General features: G+C 60.2%; 19 protein-coding genes. 6 read left to right on the top strand and 13 right to left on the bottom strand.

Going from position 1 to position 17052, the window contains the following annotated elements; all coding sequences use genetic code 11:
- Positions 1-268: 268 nt before the first annotated feature.
- Positions 269-883: an oligoribonuclease gene (orn, locus tag AC27VO_RS08810; RefSeq protein WP_488666326.1), complete on the bottom strand. Its 615-nt coding sequence runs from the start codon at positions 881-883 to the stop codon at positions 269-271.
- Between the two features lie 59 nt (positions 884-942).
- Here orn and AC27VO_RS08815 point away from each other — a divergent pair, with 59 nt between their 5' ends.
- A complete protein-coding gene (locus AC27VO_RS08815; protein ID WP_488666327.1) occupies positions 943-2235 on the top strand; it encodes a M48 family metallopeptidase in 1293 nt (430 codons plus the stop codon).
- Positions 2232-3215, top strand: coding sequence for a ribosome small subunit-dependent GTPase A (gene rsgA, locus AC27VO_RS08820; RefSeq protein WP_488666328.1), 984 nt, complete (start codon positions 2232-2234; stop codon positions 3213-3215). Before AC27VO_RS08815 ends, rsgA begins: the two co-directional genes overlap by 4 nt.
- A gap of 113 nt (positions 3216-3328) precedes the next feature.
- Here the strand turns inward: rsgA and AC27VO_RS08825 are convergent, their stop codons facing one another.
- The 6 genes from AC27VO_RS08825 to rpsP all read right to left on the bottom strand — a co-directional run bounded on the left by AC27VO_RS08825 (position 3329) and on the right by rpsP (position 7356).
- Positions 3329-4315, bottom strand: a complete 987-nt coding sequence (locus tag AC27VO_RS08825; protein ID WP_488666329.1) for a CobD/CbiB family protein — start codon at positions 4313-4315, stop codon at positions 3329-3331.
- 56 nt (positions 4316-4371) lie between these two features.
- Positions 4372-5082, bottom strand: coding sequence for a CoA pyrophosphatase (locus AC27VO_RS08830; protein WP_488666330.1), 711 nt, complete (start codon positions 5080-5082; stop codon positions 4372-4374).
- 75 nt (positions 5083-5157) lie between these two features.
- Positions 5158-5544, bottom strand: coding sequence for a 50S ribosomal protein L19 (gene rplS / locus AC27VO_RS08835; RefSeq protein WP_488666331.1), 387 nt, complete (start codon positions 5542-5544; stop codon positions 5158-5160).
- A gap of 111 nt (positions 5545-5655) precedes the next feature.
- Positions 5656-6426: a tRNA (guanosine(37)-N1)-methyltransferase TrmD gene (gene trmD / locus AC27VO_RS08840; protein WP_488666332.1), complete on the bottom strand. Its 771-nt coding sequence runs from the start codon at positions 6424-6426 to the stop codon at positions 5656-5658.
- A gap of 23 nt (positions 6427-6449) precedes the next feature.
- Positions 6450-7019, bottom strand: coding sequence for a ribosome maturation factor RimM (gene rimM, locus AC27VO_RS08845; RefSeq protein ID WP_488666333.1), 570 nt, complete (start codon positions 7017-7019; stop codon positions 6450-6452).
- A gap of 82 nt (positions 7020-7101) precedes the next feature.
- The gene (rpsP, locus tag AC27VO_RS08850) at positions 7102-7356 is read right to left on the bottom strand and encodes a 30S ribosomal protein S16 (protein WP_488666334.1); all 255 of its coding nucleotides are present in this window, start codon (positions 7354-7356) and stop codon (positions 7102-7104) included.
- Positions 7357-7480: 124 nt separating this feature from the next.
- On the opposite strand from rpsP, the gene AC27VO_RS08855 reads away from it, so the two are divergent.
- A complete protein-coding gene (locus tag AC27VO_RS08855; protein ID WP_488666335.1) occupies positions 7481-8005 on the top strand; it encodes a GNAT family N-acetyltransferase in 525 nt (174 codons plus the stop codon).
- A gap of 7 nt (positions 8006-8012) precedes the next feature.
- Positions 8013-8459: a TM2 domain-containing protein gene (locus AC27VO_RS08860; RefSeq protein ID WP_488666336.1), complete on the top strand. Its 447-nt coding sequence runs from the start codon at positions 8013-8015 to the stop codon at positions 8457-8459.
- 124 nt (positions 8460-8583) lie between these two features.
- On the opposite strand, the gene AC27VO_RS08865 is transcribed toward AC27VO_RS08860, so the two are convergent.
- Together AC27VO_RS08865 and AC27VO_RS08870 are read right to left on the bottom strand one after the other, a co-directional pair.
- Positions 8584-9594 (bottom strand): inorganic phosphate transporter, encoded by a 1011-nt coding sequence (locus tag AC27VO_RS08865; protein WP_488666337.1) that lies wholly within the window; start codon positions 9592-9594, stop codon positions 8584-8586.
- Positions 9595-9619: 25 nt separating this feature from the next.
- Positions 9620-10267, bottom strand: coding sequence for a DUF47 domain-containing protein (locus AC27VO_RS08870; protein WP_488666338.1), 648 nt, complete (start codon positions 10265-10267; stop codon positions 9620-9622).
- Between AC27VO_RS08870 and AC27VO_RS08875 the strand changes: the two genes are divergently transcribed.
- The gene (locus tag AC27VO_RS08875) at positions 10208-10492 is read left to right on the top strand and encodes a hypothetical protein (protein WP_488666429.1); all 285 of its coding nucleotides are present in this window, start codon (positions 10208-10210) and stop codon (positions 10490-10492) included. The two genes, AC27VO_RS08870 and AC27VO_RS08875, sit on opposite strands and share 60 nt — an antisense overlap.
- Before the next feature lie 168 nt (positions 10493-10660).
- Here the strand turns inward: AC27VO_RS08875 and AC27VO_RS08880 are convergent, their stop codons facing one another.
- Together AC27VO_RS08880 and AC27VO_RS08885 are read right to left on the bottom strand one after the other, a co-directional pair.
- Positions 10661-11986 (bottom strand): replication-associated recombination protein A, encoded by a 1326-nt coding sequence (locus tag AC27VO_RS08880; RefSeq protein WP_488666339.1) that lies wholly within the window; start codon positions 11984-11986, stop codon positions 10661-10663.
- A gap of 14 nt (positions 11987-12000) precedes the next feature.
- Positions 12001-12153 (bottom strand): hypothetical protein, encoded by a 153-nt coding sequence (locus AC27VO_RS08885; RefSeq protein ID WP_488666340.1) that lies wholly within the window; start codon positions 12151-12153, stop codon positions 12001-12003.
- A gap of 177 nt (positions 12154-12330) precedes the next feature.
- Here AC27VO_RS08885 and brnQ point away from each other — a divergent pair, with 177 nt between their 5' ends.
- A complete protein-coding gene (gene brnQ / locus AC27VO_RS08890; RefSeq protein WP_488666341.1) occupies positions 12331-13641 on the top strand; it encodes a branched-chain amino acid transport system II carrier protein in 1311 nt (436 codons plus the stop codon).
- 185 nt (positions 13642-13826) lie between these two features.
- On the opposite strand, the gene lolA is transcribed toward brnQ, so the two are convergent.
- Together lolA and AC27VO_RS08900 are read right to left on the bottom strand one after the other, a co-directional pair.
- Positions 13827-14462 carry an outer membrane lipoprotein periplasmic chaperone LolA gene (lolA, locus tag AC27VO_RS08895; RefSeq protein ID WP_488666342.1) on the bottom strand — a complete coding sequence of 212 codons (636 nt, stop codon included), beginning with the start codon at positions 14460-14462 and terminating at the stop codon, positions 13827-13829.
- Positions 14463-14502: 40 nt separating this feature from the next.
- Complete coding sequence (locus tag AC27VO_RS08900) at positions 14503-16824, bottom strand: DNA translocase FtsK (protein ID WP_488666343.1); 2322 nt, start codon at positions 16822-16824, stop codon at positions 14503-14505.
- Positions 16825-17052 lie beyond the last annotated feature (228 nt).

Here is a 17052-nt window from a genome sequence, read left to right on the forward strand (position 1 = left end):
CTCACGCGGAAAGCGGCACCATACCCAGCGGCAGTGCTGCTTTCATGACGGTTAGGGAAACATCAACCGTCAAACAATGCGTTCCACAGTGGTGGAAACGGTGGGCTGTCGTATTCGGCAGCGCTGGCTACTGTGAAAAGCAGCCCGGCGTGCGGGTGTCGGTGCCCGGTGAGTGATGGGAGATGCGCAAATTGCCTGGCAGTCGCTGTGTCAATCGGACCGCCATCTCAAGGCAAGACGGCGATTATCGCACGCCTGCCATATTTCTTCAAATGCTAGGGGTTTGTTGCAAGCCAGGCACCGTGGGCTCTGCCAAAAAGTGCTTGCGGTAGTGCACCAGCTCGTCGATCGACTCCAGTACATCCGCCAGCGCGGTATGGCGCTGCGCCTTCTTGAAACTGCTCACCACCTCGGGCTTCCAGCGCTTGGCCAGCTCTTTGAAGGTGCTCACATCCACATTGCGGTAGTGCAGATACGCCTCCAGCTTGGGCATGTAGCGTGCCAGAAAGCGGCGGTCTTGCCCAATGCTGTTGCCGCACAGGGGCACTTTGCCCTTGGGGATGTATTTGCTCAAGAAGGCAATCAGGGCGGCTTCGGCTTGCGCCTCATCCACCTCGGAAGCTTTCACTCGGTCAATCAGCCCACTGCGTCCGTGTGTGCCCTTGTTCCAGGCATCCATGCCGCCGAGCAGCGCATCGCTTTGGTGAATAGCGAACACCGGCCCTTCCACCCGCACATCCAGGTTGGCATTGGTGATGACCACGGCAATTTCGATGATGCGATCGTGTTCGGGGTTCAGCCCCGTCATTTCACAATCGAGCCACACCAAATTGAGATCAGACTTGGGCAGCACTGGGGTTTCAGAGGAAGAGGCAAGAGACATCCCTAAATTGTCGCCTACACTCGCCGCCAATGCCGACAACAAATGCTCTTTCCCCCTCGATGGTGCTGACTCTGGCTTTTGCCCTCACTCTGGCGCTGCAATTGCTGGTGCAGCTGTGGCTCAACACGCGCCAGGTGCGCCATGTGGCCCAGCACCGTCACCAGGTACCAGCCGCCTTTGCCGCGCACATTGCACTGCCCGCCCACCAAAAGGCGGCGGACTACACACTGGCCAAAGCACGTTTCGGCCTGGCCCACATGGCTTGGGGTGCGGTGATTTTGCTGGGCTGGACCCTGCTGGGCGGTCTGGATGCACTGCACACCGCGCTGCTGGGCACCATGGCACCCGGCATGACCCAGCAACTGGCTCTGCTGGCAGCCTTCGCGCTGATTTCCGGCCTGCTGGATCTGCCTTTCTCGCTCTACCAGACCTTTGTGCTGGAAGCGCGTTTTGGCTTTAACAAGAACACACCCGCCCTCTGGCTGGGCGACCTGCTCAAATCCACCGTACTGGCCGCCCTTATCGGTCTGCCGATTGCCTGGGTCATCCTGTGGTTCATGGGGGCCGCTGGCAGCCTCTGGTGGCTATGGGCCTGGGCCATCTGGACGGGCTTTCAGCTGCTGCTGATGTGGGTCTTCCCCAGCTTTATCGCTCCGCTGTTCAACAAGTTTGAACCCCTGTCCGACGAAGCCCTCACCAGCCGCGTAACCCGCTTGATGCAGCGCTGCGGCTTTGCCGCCAAGGGGCTGTTTGTCATGGATGGCAGCCGCCGCTCGGCACATGCCAACGCCTATTTCACGGGGTTTGGCGCATCCAAGCGTGTGGTGTTCTATGACACCTTGCTCAAGCAGCTCAATGCCGATGAGGTGGAAGCCGTGCTGGCGCACGAGCTGGGTCACTTCAAGCACCGACACATCACCAAGCGCATGATCGGCATGTGGGTGCTGAGCCTGATCGGCTTCGCCATACTGGGCTGGCTGTCGCAGCAAGTGTGGTTTTACACCGGTCTGGGGGTCACCCCCAGCACGGCCCTCGTCTTTGGCCTGCCCGACTACGACGACGCACTGGCATTGCTGCTGTTCATGCTGGCCATGCCGGTGTTCACCTTCTGGCTGTCACCGCTGATGGCGCATTTCTCACGCCGCGATGAATTTGAGGCCGATGCCTATGCCATGCAGCAAGCCCAGGGCAGCGCCCTGGCCAGTGCCTTGCTAAAGTTGTATGAGGACAATGCCTCCACCCTCACCCCAGACCCCGTGTACGCGCGCTACCACTACTCTCACCCGCCTGCGGTAGAGCGTCTGGCACGCATGCCCCAACCTGCCACCCCTAACCCTGTGAGTGCCGCATGAGCCGCAGACATAGCAAAGCCGCCGTCGCCTCCGCAGCCGCCTCCACCGAAGGGCTGGTCGTCGGCAGCCATGGCCGCCACTGCATCGTTGAAACCGATGACGGCGAACGCCGTATTTGCCACCCGCGCGGCAAGAAAAGCCAGGCCGTGGTCGGCGACCGTGTGCTGTGGCAAGCGCCGCCACCCGGCCAAGGCGAGGAAGGCACGATCGAGAAAGTGCTGGAGCGCAGCAACCTGCTGTACCGCCAGGACGAGATTCGCACCAAAACCTTCGCCGCCAATCTGGACCAGGTGCTGATCGTGATCGCGGCCGAGCCCGTGTTCTCGGAAAGCCAGCTCGCCCGTGCCCTGATTGCGGCGGAAGATGCTGGCATCACCCCCATCATCGCACTCAACAAGTACGACCTGGAAGAGCCCTTTGCCCTGGCCTGGCAGCGCCTGGAAGCCTACCGCGGCATCCTCAACGAGGACGGCAGCGATCACTACCCCATCATTCCGCTGAACCTGACCAGCGATGACCCCGAGCAAAAAGAAGCCCTGGTGGCCCTGCTGCACGGCAAGCGCACCTTTGTGCTGGGCCCTTCGGGCGTCGGCAAGAGCACGCTCATCAACTTGCTGGTGCCTGGTGCCCAGGCGGCAACGAATGAGATCTCGCGCGTGCTCAACACTGGCAAGCACACCACCACCACCACCAGTTGGTACTGGATGGATGCCGAGCGCAGCACGGCCATCATTGACTCACCCGGTTTTCAGGAGTTTGGTCTCTACCACATTGCGGCCACCGACCTGCCGCGCTGCATGCCCGATATCGGCGCGCTGGCCGATCAGTGCAAGTTCTACAACTGCACGCACCTGCACGAGCCCGGCTGCGCAGTGATGGCTGAAGTGGACAACGAAGGCAGCCCCCACTACATCCACCCCAACCGCTACCGCATCTATACCGAGTTGTTTGAAGAGTTGAGCGCAGGCTTCAAGTACTGATCGCGGCCCCGACCGTGCGATAAACCATCAAAAAAGCCTGCGCAATAGCGCAGGCTTTTTTATGCATCAAATTGGCATCTAACCCTTATGCAGCAAGCGTCACCAGCTATCAATTAACCAATCAAGCGCGCCAGACTCAGCAGGGCCAGCAGCAGCATCCACACCACCACGCTGCGCCAGACCAGCCCGACCACAGAGCGCAGGTGACCAATTTCGGCCTCACGCCCTGGCGTCACACCTGGCTCCTGCCAGGTCTCTTCATCGTCATAGATGGGCGCCACATCGATGTTTTCACGCATCTTCAATGCCTCGCCACCCAGCCGCACATTGATGGCACCCGCCGTGGCCGCCAAGATCACGCCATCGTTGTCGTTGGGGAAATGCTTGGTGTGAAAGCGCCAGCCATCGATCGCATCTTCAAAACTGCCCACGACGGCAAAGCCCATGGCCGTCATGCGCGCTGGCAGCCAGTCAATCACCGTCCACGCCTGCTTGGCTGAGCGCTGCAGGCGCTCGCTCACTGGCGCAGCCCCTGCGATGGATTTGCGCGACCAATACCGGGAAAGATATTCCGCCAAACGGTACAGCACAGCGCCAGCTGGCCCCATCCCCAGCGCTGCCAGCAGCGCAAACCAGAACAGCACGCCAAACACATGGCGGTGCGCACTGAGCACCGAATATTCAATGACGTGGCGCACCACTTCGCTGCGCGGCACTTCCGAGGCATCCACCTGGCGCCACTCGGCCAGCGCTTCGCGGGCCGCTTGCTCGTCCCCGTTGTCCAGCGCATCACGGATGCGCGTGAAGTGGTGACTGAACTGCCTGAAGCCCAGCGTGACATACAACACCACCACATTCCACAGCATGGCCACGGGCCAGCCCACCCAGCGCATCAACAGCCAGTAGACCCCCACCACCAGCAACAGCGGCGGAACCATCGCCAAGCCCCAGGCCACCCAGCCATGGTGTTCTCGCCCCGCATCAAAATTGCGGCGCACGGACACAGACCAGGCCCGGATACCCGCATGCACGGGGTTCTCCCGTGACAGCGGCCGGGCTTGTTCCAACAACAGGGCAAGCAAGATGGCAAAGAAACTCATAGGGTGATGATACTGGCAAGCATTCTCAGCGCCACAGCAAACCTGTGCCCCGCGCTTCAAGCCGCCATAAAACGGTAGAAATTGCGCAGCATACCGGCTGTCGCACCCCAGATATAGCGCTCGTGCCCAGCGTCGTCATAGGGCATGGAAAACCATTCGCGCTCCCAGCCCTGCCATTGCAGGCGGTGCCGCTGGTGGTTGGCCGGGTCCAGCAAAAAGCGCAGCGGGACCTCGAACACGTCCGCCACCTCATAGGGGTTGGGTGTCAAACGCACATCGGGTTGTACCAAGGCCACCACCGGCGTCACGATGAACGCTGAGCCCGTTTCATACACCGGCAGGCTGCCCAGCACTTCTACCTGCCGCGCATCGAGCCCCACCTCTTCCTGGGCTTCGCGCAAAGCCGTGGCAATCGCATCCTGGTCTTCGGGGTCCTGCTTGCCACCCGGGAACGCCACCTGGCCAGAGTGCGTGGACAGCTGCTGCGTGCGCTGCGTGAGCAATACCGTCAATTCCTCGCGCACTACCAGGGGCACCAGCACGGCAGCATGGGCTGGCTGGCGGTCTGCAAAGCGCCCTTCCTTGCGCACCTCGGGCTGCCACAACGGTGGCTGGGCAAAGCGTGCTCGCAAAGCCTGCGGCGTTTGCCCCGACAAGGGGATGGCCGGCAAGTGCAGATCTGCCCCCACCACGGGTACTTTGCGCGGATCGAAATCAGGAATACGGGCCGCCAAACCGGACCGCTGGGGTGCTGAACTAGAAGGCAAGAAGCATCTCCGCGGGCATAAAAAAAGCCGCCACAGCGAACTGTAGCGGCTTTTGCCTGAAAAGGCTGACGCGAATTACGCAGCTGCGACAGCAGCCTTGTTAACGCGTTGTGGCAGCTTTTCCTTGATACGTGCCGACTTACCGCTGCGCTCACGCAGGTAGTACAGCTTGGCACGGCGCACGTCACCACGGCGCTTCACTTCCACACCAGCGATGATGGGGGAGTAAGTTTGGAAAGTACGCTCAACGCCTTCACCGGAAGAGATCTTACGCACTGTGAAAGCGCTGTTCAGACCACGGTTACGCTTAGCGATCACCACGCCTTCGAAAGCCTGCACGCGCTTGCGAGCACCTTCAACCACGTTCACGGACACGATCACGGTGTCACCAGGCGCGAAGGAAGGGATGGTCTTGTTCAGGCGAGCAATTTCTTCTTGCTCAAGAGTCTGGATCAGATTCATGATTTATCCAACTCGATCGTGTCCGCGCCAGGATTGGCAAGCCTCGGGATTGAGGCAATGGCTGCATTCATACCGATGCAGCGGCCGGATATAGGATCGAAGAACCGGGGATTATAGCTGGCCCGCGTTTTTTGCCAAAAACCCTTCGTCCTTGGCATTCAGGCAACCATTCTGGCGGGCTTGCTCCACCAACTCCGGGCGGTGCTGACTGGTGATGCGCAAGCGCTGGTCACGGCGCCAGCGCTCAATGTGGGCATGGTGACCCGACAGCAGCGCAGCCGGTACCTCCTGGCCATCCCACACCTCAGGGCGGGTGTAGTGTGGGCAGTCCAGCATGCCATCCAGCGCAGGGTTGAAGCTGTCTTGCTGAAAACTGCCTTCGTCGTTGAGCACCCCAGGCTGCAAGCGCGTTACCGCATCCAGCAGCACCATGGCTGCCAGCTCGCCGCCAGACAACACAAAATCACCCAGACTCAGCTGATGCGTGACGTGCTTGTCGATAAAACGCTGGTCAATACCCTCATAGCGGCCACACAGCAAGATGGCACCCTGACTCTCACCCCACTGCGCCACCACCTCGTGCTTGAGCGTGGTGCCAATGGGAGAAAACAGCAGCACGGGGGGCGGTGTTACTTCACCGGCATCCACGCGCGCCGCGTGAATGGCGTCGATGCAGTGCTGCAGCGGCTCAGCCATCATGACCATGCCTGGGCCACCACCAAAAGGGCGGTCATCGACACGGCGGTAGTTGCCTGTCGCGTAATCACGCGGATTCCACAAATGCACCGCCACCTGCCCCGAGCCATAGGCACGGCGCGTTACCCCGCTCTCCAGGAAGGGGCCAAACATTTCGGGAAACAAGGTGATGATGTCAAAACGCATGGGGCAATTACCGTCCATTCGGCTTAGTAGTCAGGCTGCCAGTCTGCGGTGATGGTTTTACCGGAGATATCGACACTGTCGATATAGGCGTCAACAAAGGGGATCATGCGTTCGCGCTCTTTGCCATCTTCTTCATAGCCCAGCACCAAGGTGGTCTGTGGGCCGGTCGCCAGCAACTCTTTGACCACACCCAGTGCCACCCCTTCGCGGTTGCGCACCTGCAGACCCATCAGATCCACCCAGTAGTACTCACCATCATCGGTTTTGGGAAAGTGCTCGCGTGCTACAAAAATGCGAGCGCCACGCAGCGCTTCCGCAGCATTGCGATCGGGCACTGCCGGGGAGGTGGCGACGATGGTGTCCGAATGCGGGCGCACCTGCTTGACGGGCAGCAGCACCGTACCGACAAAATTCTTGGCCCCTTTTTCAGCAGGCAGCAAAAACCATTGCTTGGCTGTGAACAGGGCTTCAGGGTCTGCGCTGTAGGCAATGACCTTGAACCAGCCCTTCACGCCCCAAGCGTCCGCAATGCGACCTATCTCCACCGCATCTTCAGGCAGCGCTGCGGATTCAAGTTCAGGCATGTGGCTCATGGGAATCGATCAAAGACGAGAAAAAGAAAAAACGGGTTCCGTCAGACTAGCTAACGGAACCCGTTTTCAATGGGGGTGCTAATTAAGCAGCGGCCTTAGCGGCAGCTTGCTTGACCAGGCGTTCGACAGTGTCGGAAGCCTGGGCGCCAACGCCCTTCCAATAAGCCACGCGGTCCAGCGCAACGCGCAGACCTTCTTCAGCGCCACGTGCGTTAGGGTTGTAGAAACCCAGACGCTCGATGCAAGCGCCATCACGACGCACGCGCTTATCAACAGCGATGATGTTGAAGAACGGACGAGCCTTAGAGCCGCCGCGGGAGAGTCGAATAACGACCATGATTTATCCTTCGGGTGGTCGCAGCAAATTTGCTGCAAGAGTTTTTACGACGTTTGAGACACGCGACATGGCCACCCGGCCAGCGACACGCCGAAAACGGTGATTATATAGGTTTCTGATTTCCATGCCCACTATTCGTGCAAGCCAGCCTCTCGATTTACCGGCCATTACGGCCATTTACCGCCACCACGTGCTGCACGGCACTGGCACTTTCGAGAACGAGCCCCCCACTTTGAGCGATATGTCGGCACGCCGCCAAGACGTGCTGGACAAGCATCTTCCCTGGCTGGTGGCCGAAGCGGAAGACGGGAGCATCCTGGGCTATGCCTATGCCAACTGGTTCAAACCCCGCCCAGCCTTTCGTTTTTCTGCTGAGGATTCGATCTATGTCACCGACGCCGCGCGTGGCCAGGGCGTGGGGCGCCTGCTGCTCGATGCCTTGTGCCGCGAGTGCGAAGCCGCTGACGTGCGCAAGCTGATTGCCGTAATTGGCGACAGTGCCAACGCCGGCTCCATTGGCGTGCACCGCGCCGCGGGCTTTGCCCATGCCGGCACGCTGCGCAGCGTGGGCTGGAAGTTTGAGCGCTGGCTGGATGTGGTGATGATGGAGAAGTCCCTAGGTGCGGGCGACAGCAGCTCGCCCGAATAATGGGGACATGAAAAACAAGACTGTTGCAGCATGGCTGGCGTTCGTCGGCGGGCCTTTGGGCCTGCACCGGTTTTATCTGCACGGGCTGGGTGACACCCTGGGCTGGCTGCTACCCATCCCCACGGCGCTGGGACTCTACGGCATTCAGCGCGTGCAAGCGCTGGGGCAGGACGACCAGCTCAGCTGGGTGCTGATTCCACTGCTGGGCTTCACCATGGCGACGTGCGCGCTGGTGGCCATCGTGTACGGCCTTAAAAGCCCGGAACAATGGAATGCCCGCCACAACCCCCAAGCCCCGCGCGATGCGGCCAGCGGCAGCACCCACTGGCTCACCATCGGCGCCATTGCCATGGCTTTGATGGTTGGCGCAGCAGTGCTCATGGCCAGCCTGGCCTACAGTTTTCAGCACTATTTTGAATACCAGATCGAAGAGGCACGCAAGATCTCGCAGTAACGCAGCACTCGCAAAGACATAGCAAATAGCGTACAAATAAAAAGGACTTCAAAGTGTTTTCACTTTGAAGTCCTTGTTTTATCAGCGCAAGGCGCTCCTCAAACCATTACAGACCGGTTTGTGCTTAGTACAGCTGCAGGCTGACCCAGTACGCCACCGCAGCCACAAAGGCGCTGGCAGGAATGGTCAAGATCCAGGCCCAGACGATGTTGCCAGCAACGCCCCAGCGCACAGCGCTCATGCGCTGGGTGGAGCCCACACCCACAATCGCACCGGTGATGGTGTGCGTGGTGGAGACCGGAACGCCCAGGAACGTGGCAAAGAACAGCGTCATGGCGCCGCCGGTTTCAGCACAGAAACCGCCCACAGGCTTGAGCTTGGTGATCTTCTGCCCCATGGTCTTCACAATGCGCCAGCCACCAAACATGGTGCCCATACCAATGGCTGCGTAGCAGCTGATGATGGTCCACAGCGGAGGTGCGGCATCACCCGACGAGGCATACCCCGTGGCAATCAGCAGCAGCCAGATGATACCGATGGTCTTTTGCGCATCGTTGCCACCATGGCCCAGCGAATACGCACCCGCAGACACCAGCTGCAAGCGGCGGAACCACTTATCCACCTTGTTGGGGCGGGAGCGGCGGAACATCCAGGCCACCACCACCATCATCAACGAGCCAAACAAAAAACCCAGCAACGGTGAGATAAAGATAAACGCCACCACCTTGAGAATGCCGCTGGCGACCAGCGAGCCCGTGCCCGCCTTGGCAATCACCGCACCCACAATGCCGCCGATCAGCGCATGCGAGGAGCTGGAGGGAATGCCGTAGTACCAGGTGATCAGGTTCCAGACAATGGCACCAGCCAGGGCGCCGAAGACCACGTGCGTGTCCACAATGCCCGGATTCACAATGCCTTTACCCACCGTGGCTGCCACGCTCAGGTGGAAGACAAAAATGGCGACGAAGTTGAAAAACGCTGCAAACACCACGGCTTGCGTGGGCTTGAGCACGCCGGTCGAGACCACGGTCGCAATCGAGTTCGCTGCATCATGAAAACCATTCATGAAATCGAACACCAGCGCCATTGCCACCAGCAAAATGACCACCCACAGGGCGGCTTGTACGGTTTCCATGTTCAGGATTCCCCGTGCTGGTCGATCAGGAGTTCTCGAGGACGATGCCCTCGATGATGTTGGCCACGTCTTCGCACTTGTCGGTGATGGTTTCCATCAGTTCGTAGACGGCCTTGAGCTTGATCAGCTCACGCACATCGGGCTCTTCACGGAACAGCTTGCTCATGGCCGCGCGCAGCACGCGGTCGGCATCGGATTCCAGACGGTCGATTTCTTCGCAGGTCTTCAGCGCCGCTTCGGCCGTGCTTTGATCGGCGATGTGGTCCAGCAGCTTCACGGCATCGCGCAGACGCTCGCAGCACTTTAGGCTCAGATCCGTCAGGCGATGGATTTCATCGGTCATGGTGCGGATGTCGTACAGCGCCATGGCTTCTGCCGAGTCCTGAATCAGGTCGGCCACATCATCCATGCTGTTGATCAGGCTGTGGATGTGTTCGCGGTCGATGGGCGTGATGAAGGTCTGGTGCAGCGTTTTGCTGACTTCGTGCGTCACGCGATCGGCAGCGCGCTCGGCGTTGTCCACATCGCTGTTGTATTTCTCGCGCAGATGGGGGTCGTTGTAGTTGGCCACCAATTGAGAGAAGGCGCGCGCGGCCTCAACAATGCGATCCGCATGTTGATTGAACATTTCGAAAAAATTGCCTTCGCGCGGCAAGAGCTTGCCAAACAGCATGAACGCTCCTTAAAAGGAAGAGTGCGAATGAAAGGTAAACAGCCCACACGCCATGCGCGTAGGCTGCAGAAAATGGTGCGTGTCAGGCAGCCCGTGCCACATCGATTGAAGCCGATGCCCCAGAAAAGCTGCGTAACAAATTGCCTTGAAGTGCACGGTGCTGCCAGTCAGCATGACCACCGTGCGTGTGCCGGGATTTTCCATGACAACGCCATGAAGATTTAATTAAATTTTTATGACAGTTGCGTGACATCATTTGTAACAAACCCGTGCAACGTGAGTACACGCTGCTTGTCCGTGGTTTGTGCGGCAGTCTTTGCAAAAAACCTGCTTGATCCGCCGCACACCACCCAAGTTGTTGCAGTGCAGCAACAACTGCACCCACATCCCGCCTCAGGGCTTTCGGCGCTGGGGCGATGCGGCATTCAACTGCCGCAAATGGGCCAGCTTTTCCCCAATCTTGATTTCCATCCCTCGGGGCACCGGCTGGTAAACGTGGGGATTGTCCATGCCCTCTGGAAAGTAATCCTCCCCGGCTGCAAAGCCACCTTCTTCATCGTGGGCGTAGCGGTAGCCTTTGCCCCAGTCCAGATCTTTCATCATCTGGGTGGGCGCATTGCGCAGGTGCATGGGAATGGGGCGCGTGCCCTCGGTTTTGACCAGTGCCTTCATCTGGTTATAGGCTTGGTAGCCCGCATTGCTCTTGGGCGCCACCGCCAGATAGAGCACAGCCTGGGCCAGTGCCAGCTCACCCTCGGGGCTACCCAGGCGCTCATAGGTCAGGGCTGCATCGTTGGCGATCTGCATGGCGCGCGGGTCCGCCAGGCCAATGTCTTCCCAGGCCATGCGCACAATGCGCCGCGCCATGTAGCGCGGGTCGGCACCACCGTCCAGCATGCGCACCAGCCAGTACAAAGCGGCGTCAGGGTCTGAGCCGCGCACCGATTTGTGCAGCGCACTGATGGTGTCGTAGAACTGCTCGCCGCCCTTGTCATAGCGGCGCATGCGCTCACCCAGCACCTGCAGCAGCCAGGCATCGGTGATGGTGCCGATCTGCGCCTGCTCGGCGGTGATGGACAGCGTCTCCAGCGTGTTCAGCAGCCGCCGCGCATCGCCATCGGCGTAGGCAATCAGCCGCTCCATCGCTTCATCTTCCATAGCTGGAACCGCTTGCAGCGCCTGCGCTTTAGCCACTATTTTCTTCAAATCGTCCGCCGCCAGGCTCTGCAGCACATAGACCGCCGCCCGCGAGAGCAACGCCGAATTCACTTCGAACGACGGGTTTTCGGTCGTGGCACCGATGAAGGTGAACAAGCCGCTCTCCACATGCGGCAAAAAAGCATCCTGCTGGCTTTTGTTGAAGCGGTGCACCTCGTCCACAAACACGATGGTGCGCTGCGGCATCAGGCCGCTGCGGGCGGCTTCGGCCTTTTCGACCGCCTCACGGATGTCCTTGACCCCGCCCAGCACGGCGCTGATGGCAATGAACTGCGCATCAAACGCATCCGCCATGAGGCGGGCGATCGTGGTTTTACCCACACCAGGCGGCCCCCACAGGATGCAGCTGTGCGGGCGACCCGACTCAAAAGCCAGCCGCAAGGGCATGCCCGCACCCAACACCTGCTGCTGCCCCACCACTTCGCCCAAGGTGCGGGGGCGCAGGCGCTCGGCCAGCGGTTGGTGCAAAGCCGCATCACGCGTTGAGTTGACATTGAACAAATTGACTGCACCTTTCAGGGTTGTTTTGACTTCGCCATATAACAAAACTTTATATGCAGCAAAATAGGTACTTCAGCGGATTCTTGCACTTCTTGCGCGATGGCTACCACCACCGGCTTGGAAGACCGCATCACCTGCCGACAAGCCACAAGCTTAACGGCAGCCATGCACCCTCTGCTTGCCTGCGCTGCGATCCACGCACGGCAACGCCACCTTCATCCTGACCGTGCGCGATACGCGCCTTCAGCGATCACCCACTGCGATCCGCGGATCCCTTTGATTCGCAACACAGCTTCCGTCTGCACTGACCCCGCAGCGGTGAATGAGGCATTTCGGTCTTTCCCATGAAAACACTCAAGACGCGGGACATCGTCGCCCTCGGCTTCATGACTTTTGCACTGTTCCTGGGCGCAGGCAACATCATCTTCCCCCCCAGCGTAGGCTTGGCGGCCGGGGAATTCCAGTGGTCGGCCGCCCTGGGCTTTTTGCTGACCGGCGTGGGCCTGCCCCTGCTGGGCGTGGTGGCCCTGGCGCGCGTGGGCGGTGGTCTGGACACCCTGACCAGCCCCATCGGCAAGCTGGCCGGCACACTGATGGGCCTGTCGATCTACCTGACGATCGGCCCCTTCTTTGCCACCCCACGCACGGCCACGGTGTCGTTTGAAGTGGGCATGGCGCCGTTCACCGGCAACACCCCAGGCGCGCTGCTGGCCTTCACCGTGGGCTACTTTGCACTGGTCATGGTGCTGTCGCTGTTCCCCGGCAAGCTGATGGACAACATCGGCAAGATCATCACCCCCGCGCTGATTGTGGTGCTGGCCATTTTGGGTGGCGCTGCAGCCATCGCCCCGGCTGGCGACATCACCGCCGCCGTGGAGGCCTACAACAGCTTCGGCAAGGCACTGGGACAAGGTTTTGTGCAGGGCTACCAGACCATGGATGCCCTGGCTTCGCTGGTGTTTGGCATTTTGATTGTGACCTCCATCAAGGCCGCTGGCGTGACCGACACCCGCCTGCACACGCGCTACACCATCATGGCCGGCATCATTGCAGCCATTGGTCTGGGCTTGGTCTATGTATCGCTGATCTACCTGGGCGCCATGAGCGGCACCGTCGTGCCCGCTGACGCCAGCGGCGTGCAGATTCTGACCGCCTATGTCGAGCGCACCTTTGGCACGGGCGGCATTGTGCTGCTGGCCGCCGTGATCTTGCTGGCCTGCCTGACCACCGGCGTGGGCCTGGTGAGCGCGTGCTCCACCTACTTCAGCACCTTGCTGGGCGTGTCCTACCGCACCGTGGTGATCGTGCTGTGTGTGTTCAGCGCCGCCGTGGCCAACCAGGGTCTGGCGCAGCTGATTGCCGTAGCCGTGCCCGTGCTGGTGTGCATCTACCCCGTGGCCATCGCGTTGATCGCACTGGGCCTGATGTCCAAGCTGTGGAAGCACCCCCGCCGCGTGTTCATCCCGGTGATGAGCGTGGCGCTGGTGTTCGGCATTGTGGACGCCATCAAGGCCATCGGCTGGAGCGTGCCCGCCCTCTTCAACAACCTGCCCGGCAGTGCCATGGGCCTGAGCTGGCTGCTGCCCGTGGTGGTGGTGCTGGTGATTGCTGGCGTGCTGGATCGCACCCGCCCCGTGCCAGCGCCCCAAGCCTAAGCACGCGGCCCTTGCTGCAAAAAAGCCCCGCTGGCTGCTGCCAACGGGGCTTTTTTTATAGGGATCGCTAGGAAAAACAAAGCTGGTATCGCTTACCCAGCCTTCATTCCCCTATCAAATCCTTTTGAAAGTCAGCATTGACGAGCGCAAGCCGCTCTCAATTTTCAATCTCGCATCGTACAGCGTTACTGCTGCATGATGTCTGCGCCCACCGGCACTTCAAACTTGAAGTGGGCCGCAGGCAGCGATGGCAGCACCTGCAGGTTGTTGAAGCGAATCACGGAGCGCTGGCCAAAGCCATCCAGAATGTCCATGGCGGCCAGGGTTTCACCCTGAAAGCCCACCCGCACGCTCTTGAGCTGGCCGTCCGTCGATTTGGGGGTGGCTTCCACCCACTGCAAACCATCCGCATCCGGCACTGCCTTCAGCGCAAAGTCTTTTTGCAAGCCCGCCAGGTCGTTGGCCGAAGCCAGGATCGCCGCAGGCGTGCTGCCCAGTGCGTCGGCCTGCTTGCGCTGGGTGACCTGGTTCAGATCCACGTCGAACAGCCATACCGTCTTGCCATCGGCCACGATGGTCTGTGCAAATGGTTTGGTGTAGACAAACTTGAACTGGCCAGGGCGCTGAAACTCAAACTGCCCGCTGCTGACCTTGTTGCGCGCAGTCTGGCCTTCCTTGGCCGGGGCCGTCACGGTCTGCGTGAACTGCGCCTGGCCTGCCTTGGCGTTACGCATAAAGTGCTCCAGGCTTTGCAGGCCATCGGCCCAGACAGCCACGGGCAAGAGTGTCAAAACGGCCAGCGCCGCCAACGACTTTTTCATATCCATATCCTTTCGCCTTGCAGCCAAGGCCACAAGGAATTTATTCGGAGCGCGCGGGCACCAGCACTTCGCGCTGGCCGCTGCTGGTGAGCGAACTCACCAGCCCTGCCTGCTCCATCTGCTCAAGCAGATTGGCCGAGCGGTTGTAACCAATGCGCAGCTTGCGCTGCACGTACGAGATGCTGGCCTTGCGGTCCTTCAAAACAATTTCCACGGCCTGGTCGTACATGGGGTCTTTTTCACCGCCTTCACCACCCTCGCCGTCGCCACCACCGTCTTCCGACGTGGCGGACTCCAACACCCCTTCGATGTAATCGGGCTCGCCTTGTTCCTTCAGATAGCTCACCACGCGGTGCACTTCGTCGTCCGAGACAAAGGCGCCGTGCACCCGAATGGGCAGACCGGTGCCGCTGGCCATGTAGAGCATGTCACCCATGCCCAGCAGACTTTCGGCACCCATCTGGTCTAGAACGGTTCGGCTATCAATCTTGGATGACACCTGGAACGCAATACGTGTCGGAATGTTGGCCTTGATCAGGCCGGTAATCACGTCCACGCTGGGGCGCTGGGTGGCCAAAATCAGGTGAATACCGGCTGCTCGCGCCTTTTGCGCCAGGCGGGCAATCAGCTCTTCTATCTTCTTGCCGACCACCATCATCAGGTCGGCCAGCTCATCGATCACGATGACGATGTGCGGCAGGCGATCCAGCGGCTCGGGCGACTCCGGCGTCAGGCTGAACGGGTTACCAATGATTTCGCCCTTTGCCTTGGCTTCACCAATCTTGGTGTTGTAGCCCGCCAAGTTACGCACGCCCAGCTTGGACATCAGCTTGTAGCGGCGCTCCATCTCGGCCACGCACCAGTTCAGGCCATTGGCCGCCATCTTCATATCGGTCACCACGGGGGCCAGCAGGTGTGGAATACCTTCGTAGACCGACATTTCCAGCATCTTGGGGTCAATCATCAGCAGGCGCACATCCTTGGCCTCGGCCTTGTACAGCAGCGACAAAATCATGGCATTGATACCCACCGATTTGCCGGAACCCGTGGTACCGGCCACCAGCACGTGGGGCATTTTGGCCAGGTCAGCCACCACGGGCTTGCCTTCGATGTCTTTGCCCAGACCCATGGTCAGCAGGCTCTTGGCCTCGTGGTAGACCTGCGAGCCCAGCACTTCCGACAGACGGATCGACTGGCGCTTGGTATTGGGCAGCTCCAGCGCCATGTAGTTTTTGCCGGGAATGGTCTCGATCACGCGGATCGACACCAGCGACAGCGAACGCGCCAAATCCTTGGCCAGGTTCACCACCTGCGAGCCCTTGACGCCCGTAGCGGGCTCAATCTCATAGCGCGTGACCACCGGGCCGGGCGTGGCCTGCACCACGCGCACTTCGACACCAAAGTCCTTGAGCTTTTTCTCAATCAGGCGGCTGGTCATCTCCAGCGTCTCGGGGGCCACGGTTTCCTGCTTGGCCGGGGCGGCATCGAGCAAATCCACCTGCGGCAAGCCGCCTTCGTGCATTTGCGAATCCTGGAACAGGGGCTTTTGGCGCTCCTTGAGCACCCGCTCACTCGGTGTGGCCGCCGGCGCAGCCGGGGTGATGATCAGCACCGGCTCATGGTGTGCATCTTCCTGCTCGTGGCGCTCTTCTTCCAGCACCTTGGCACGTTCCTGGGCCGCTTTGCGCCCCTCTGCCAAGTCTTTGACTTTTTCACGTTTTTGCTGGTTCAGTCTTACCAGACCTTCGATGCGCGCTCCCAATTTTTCTGCGGAGTGCCCCCAGGAAAAACGGAAGACCAGTGCCAGCGCCAGCACCATCAGCACGATGCCAATCAGGCCCGAGCCCGTAAAGCCCAGCCAGCGCACGCCTGTCAGGCCCAGCGAATAACCAATCACCCCACCCGCGTGGCCGGGCAGCAGTGCTTCAAAGCGGTACAGGCGCGACCATTCCAGTGCGCAGCTCACGCCCACCAGCAAAAATACGCCACCCCACCATTTCAGGCGTTCGGGCAGCATCACATCCAGCATGCTCTGGCCGCGCATCCAGCGCAGCGCCGAGCGCGCCAGGGTATAGATGGCAATCAGCACCAGCCACCACACCGACATGCCAAAGCCAAAGTAGCAGGCATCGGCCACGATGGCACCCAGACGCCCCATCCAGTTGAGCACCAGCCCACCGTCGTTATTGCCCGACGTCGACCAGGCCGGGTCATTGATGGAATAGCTCAACATCGCCAGCAGCCAGAAGAACAGGCCCAGCGAACCTGCGATCAAGCAAATCTCGTGGCCAAACCGCGCCAGCCCATTTCGGGGCGCAGTTTTGCTGGAATTGGCGTTCAGTGCATTGGAGGAATAAGTCATACGCAGATGGGAGCTTACCTTAGGCGCCGGTCATGTTCATCAATCGCGAAAGTGCGCCAGCCTTGCACCGTGTGCTTCTCACTCAGGTGGGGCCCCTGGGGTGCTGTCCGCTACGTTACACACTCTTGCAAAAGCAGCAAGCATGTTGGTACCCCGGGATTTGGCACAACCCTTAGCCTGAGGCTATGAGCCAGTTTATGGATACGCATCCCAAGGACACCGCCAGCT

The organism is Comamonas sp. 14P8.1.4 (genome assembly GCF_057799285.1).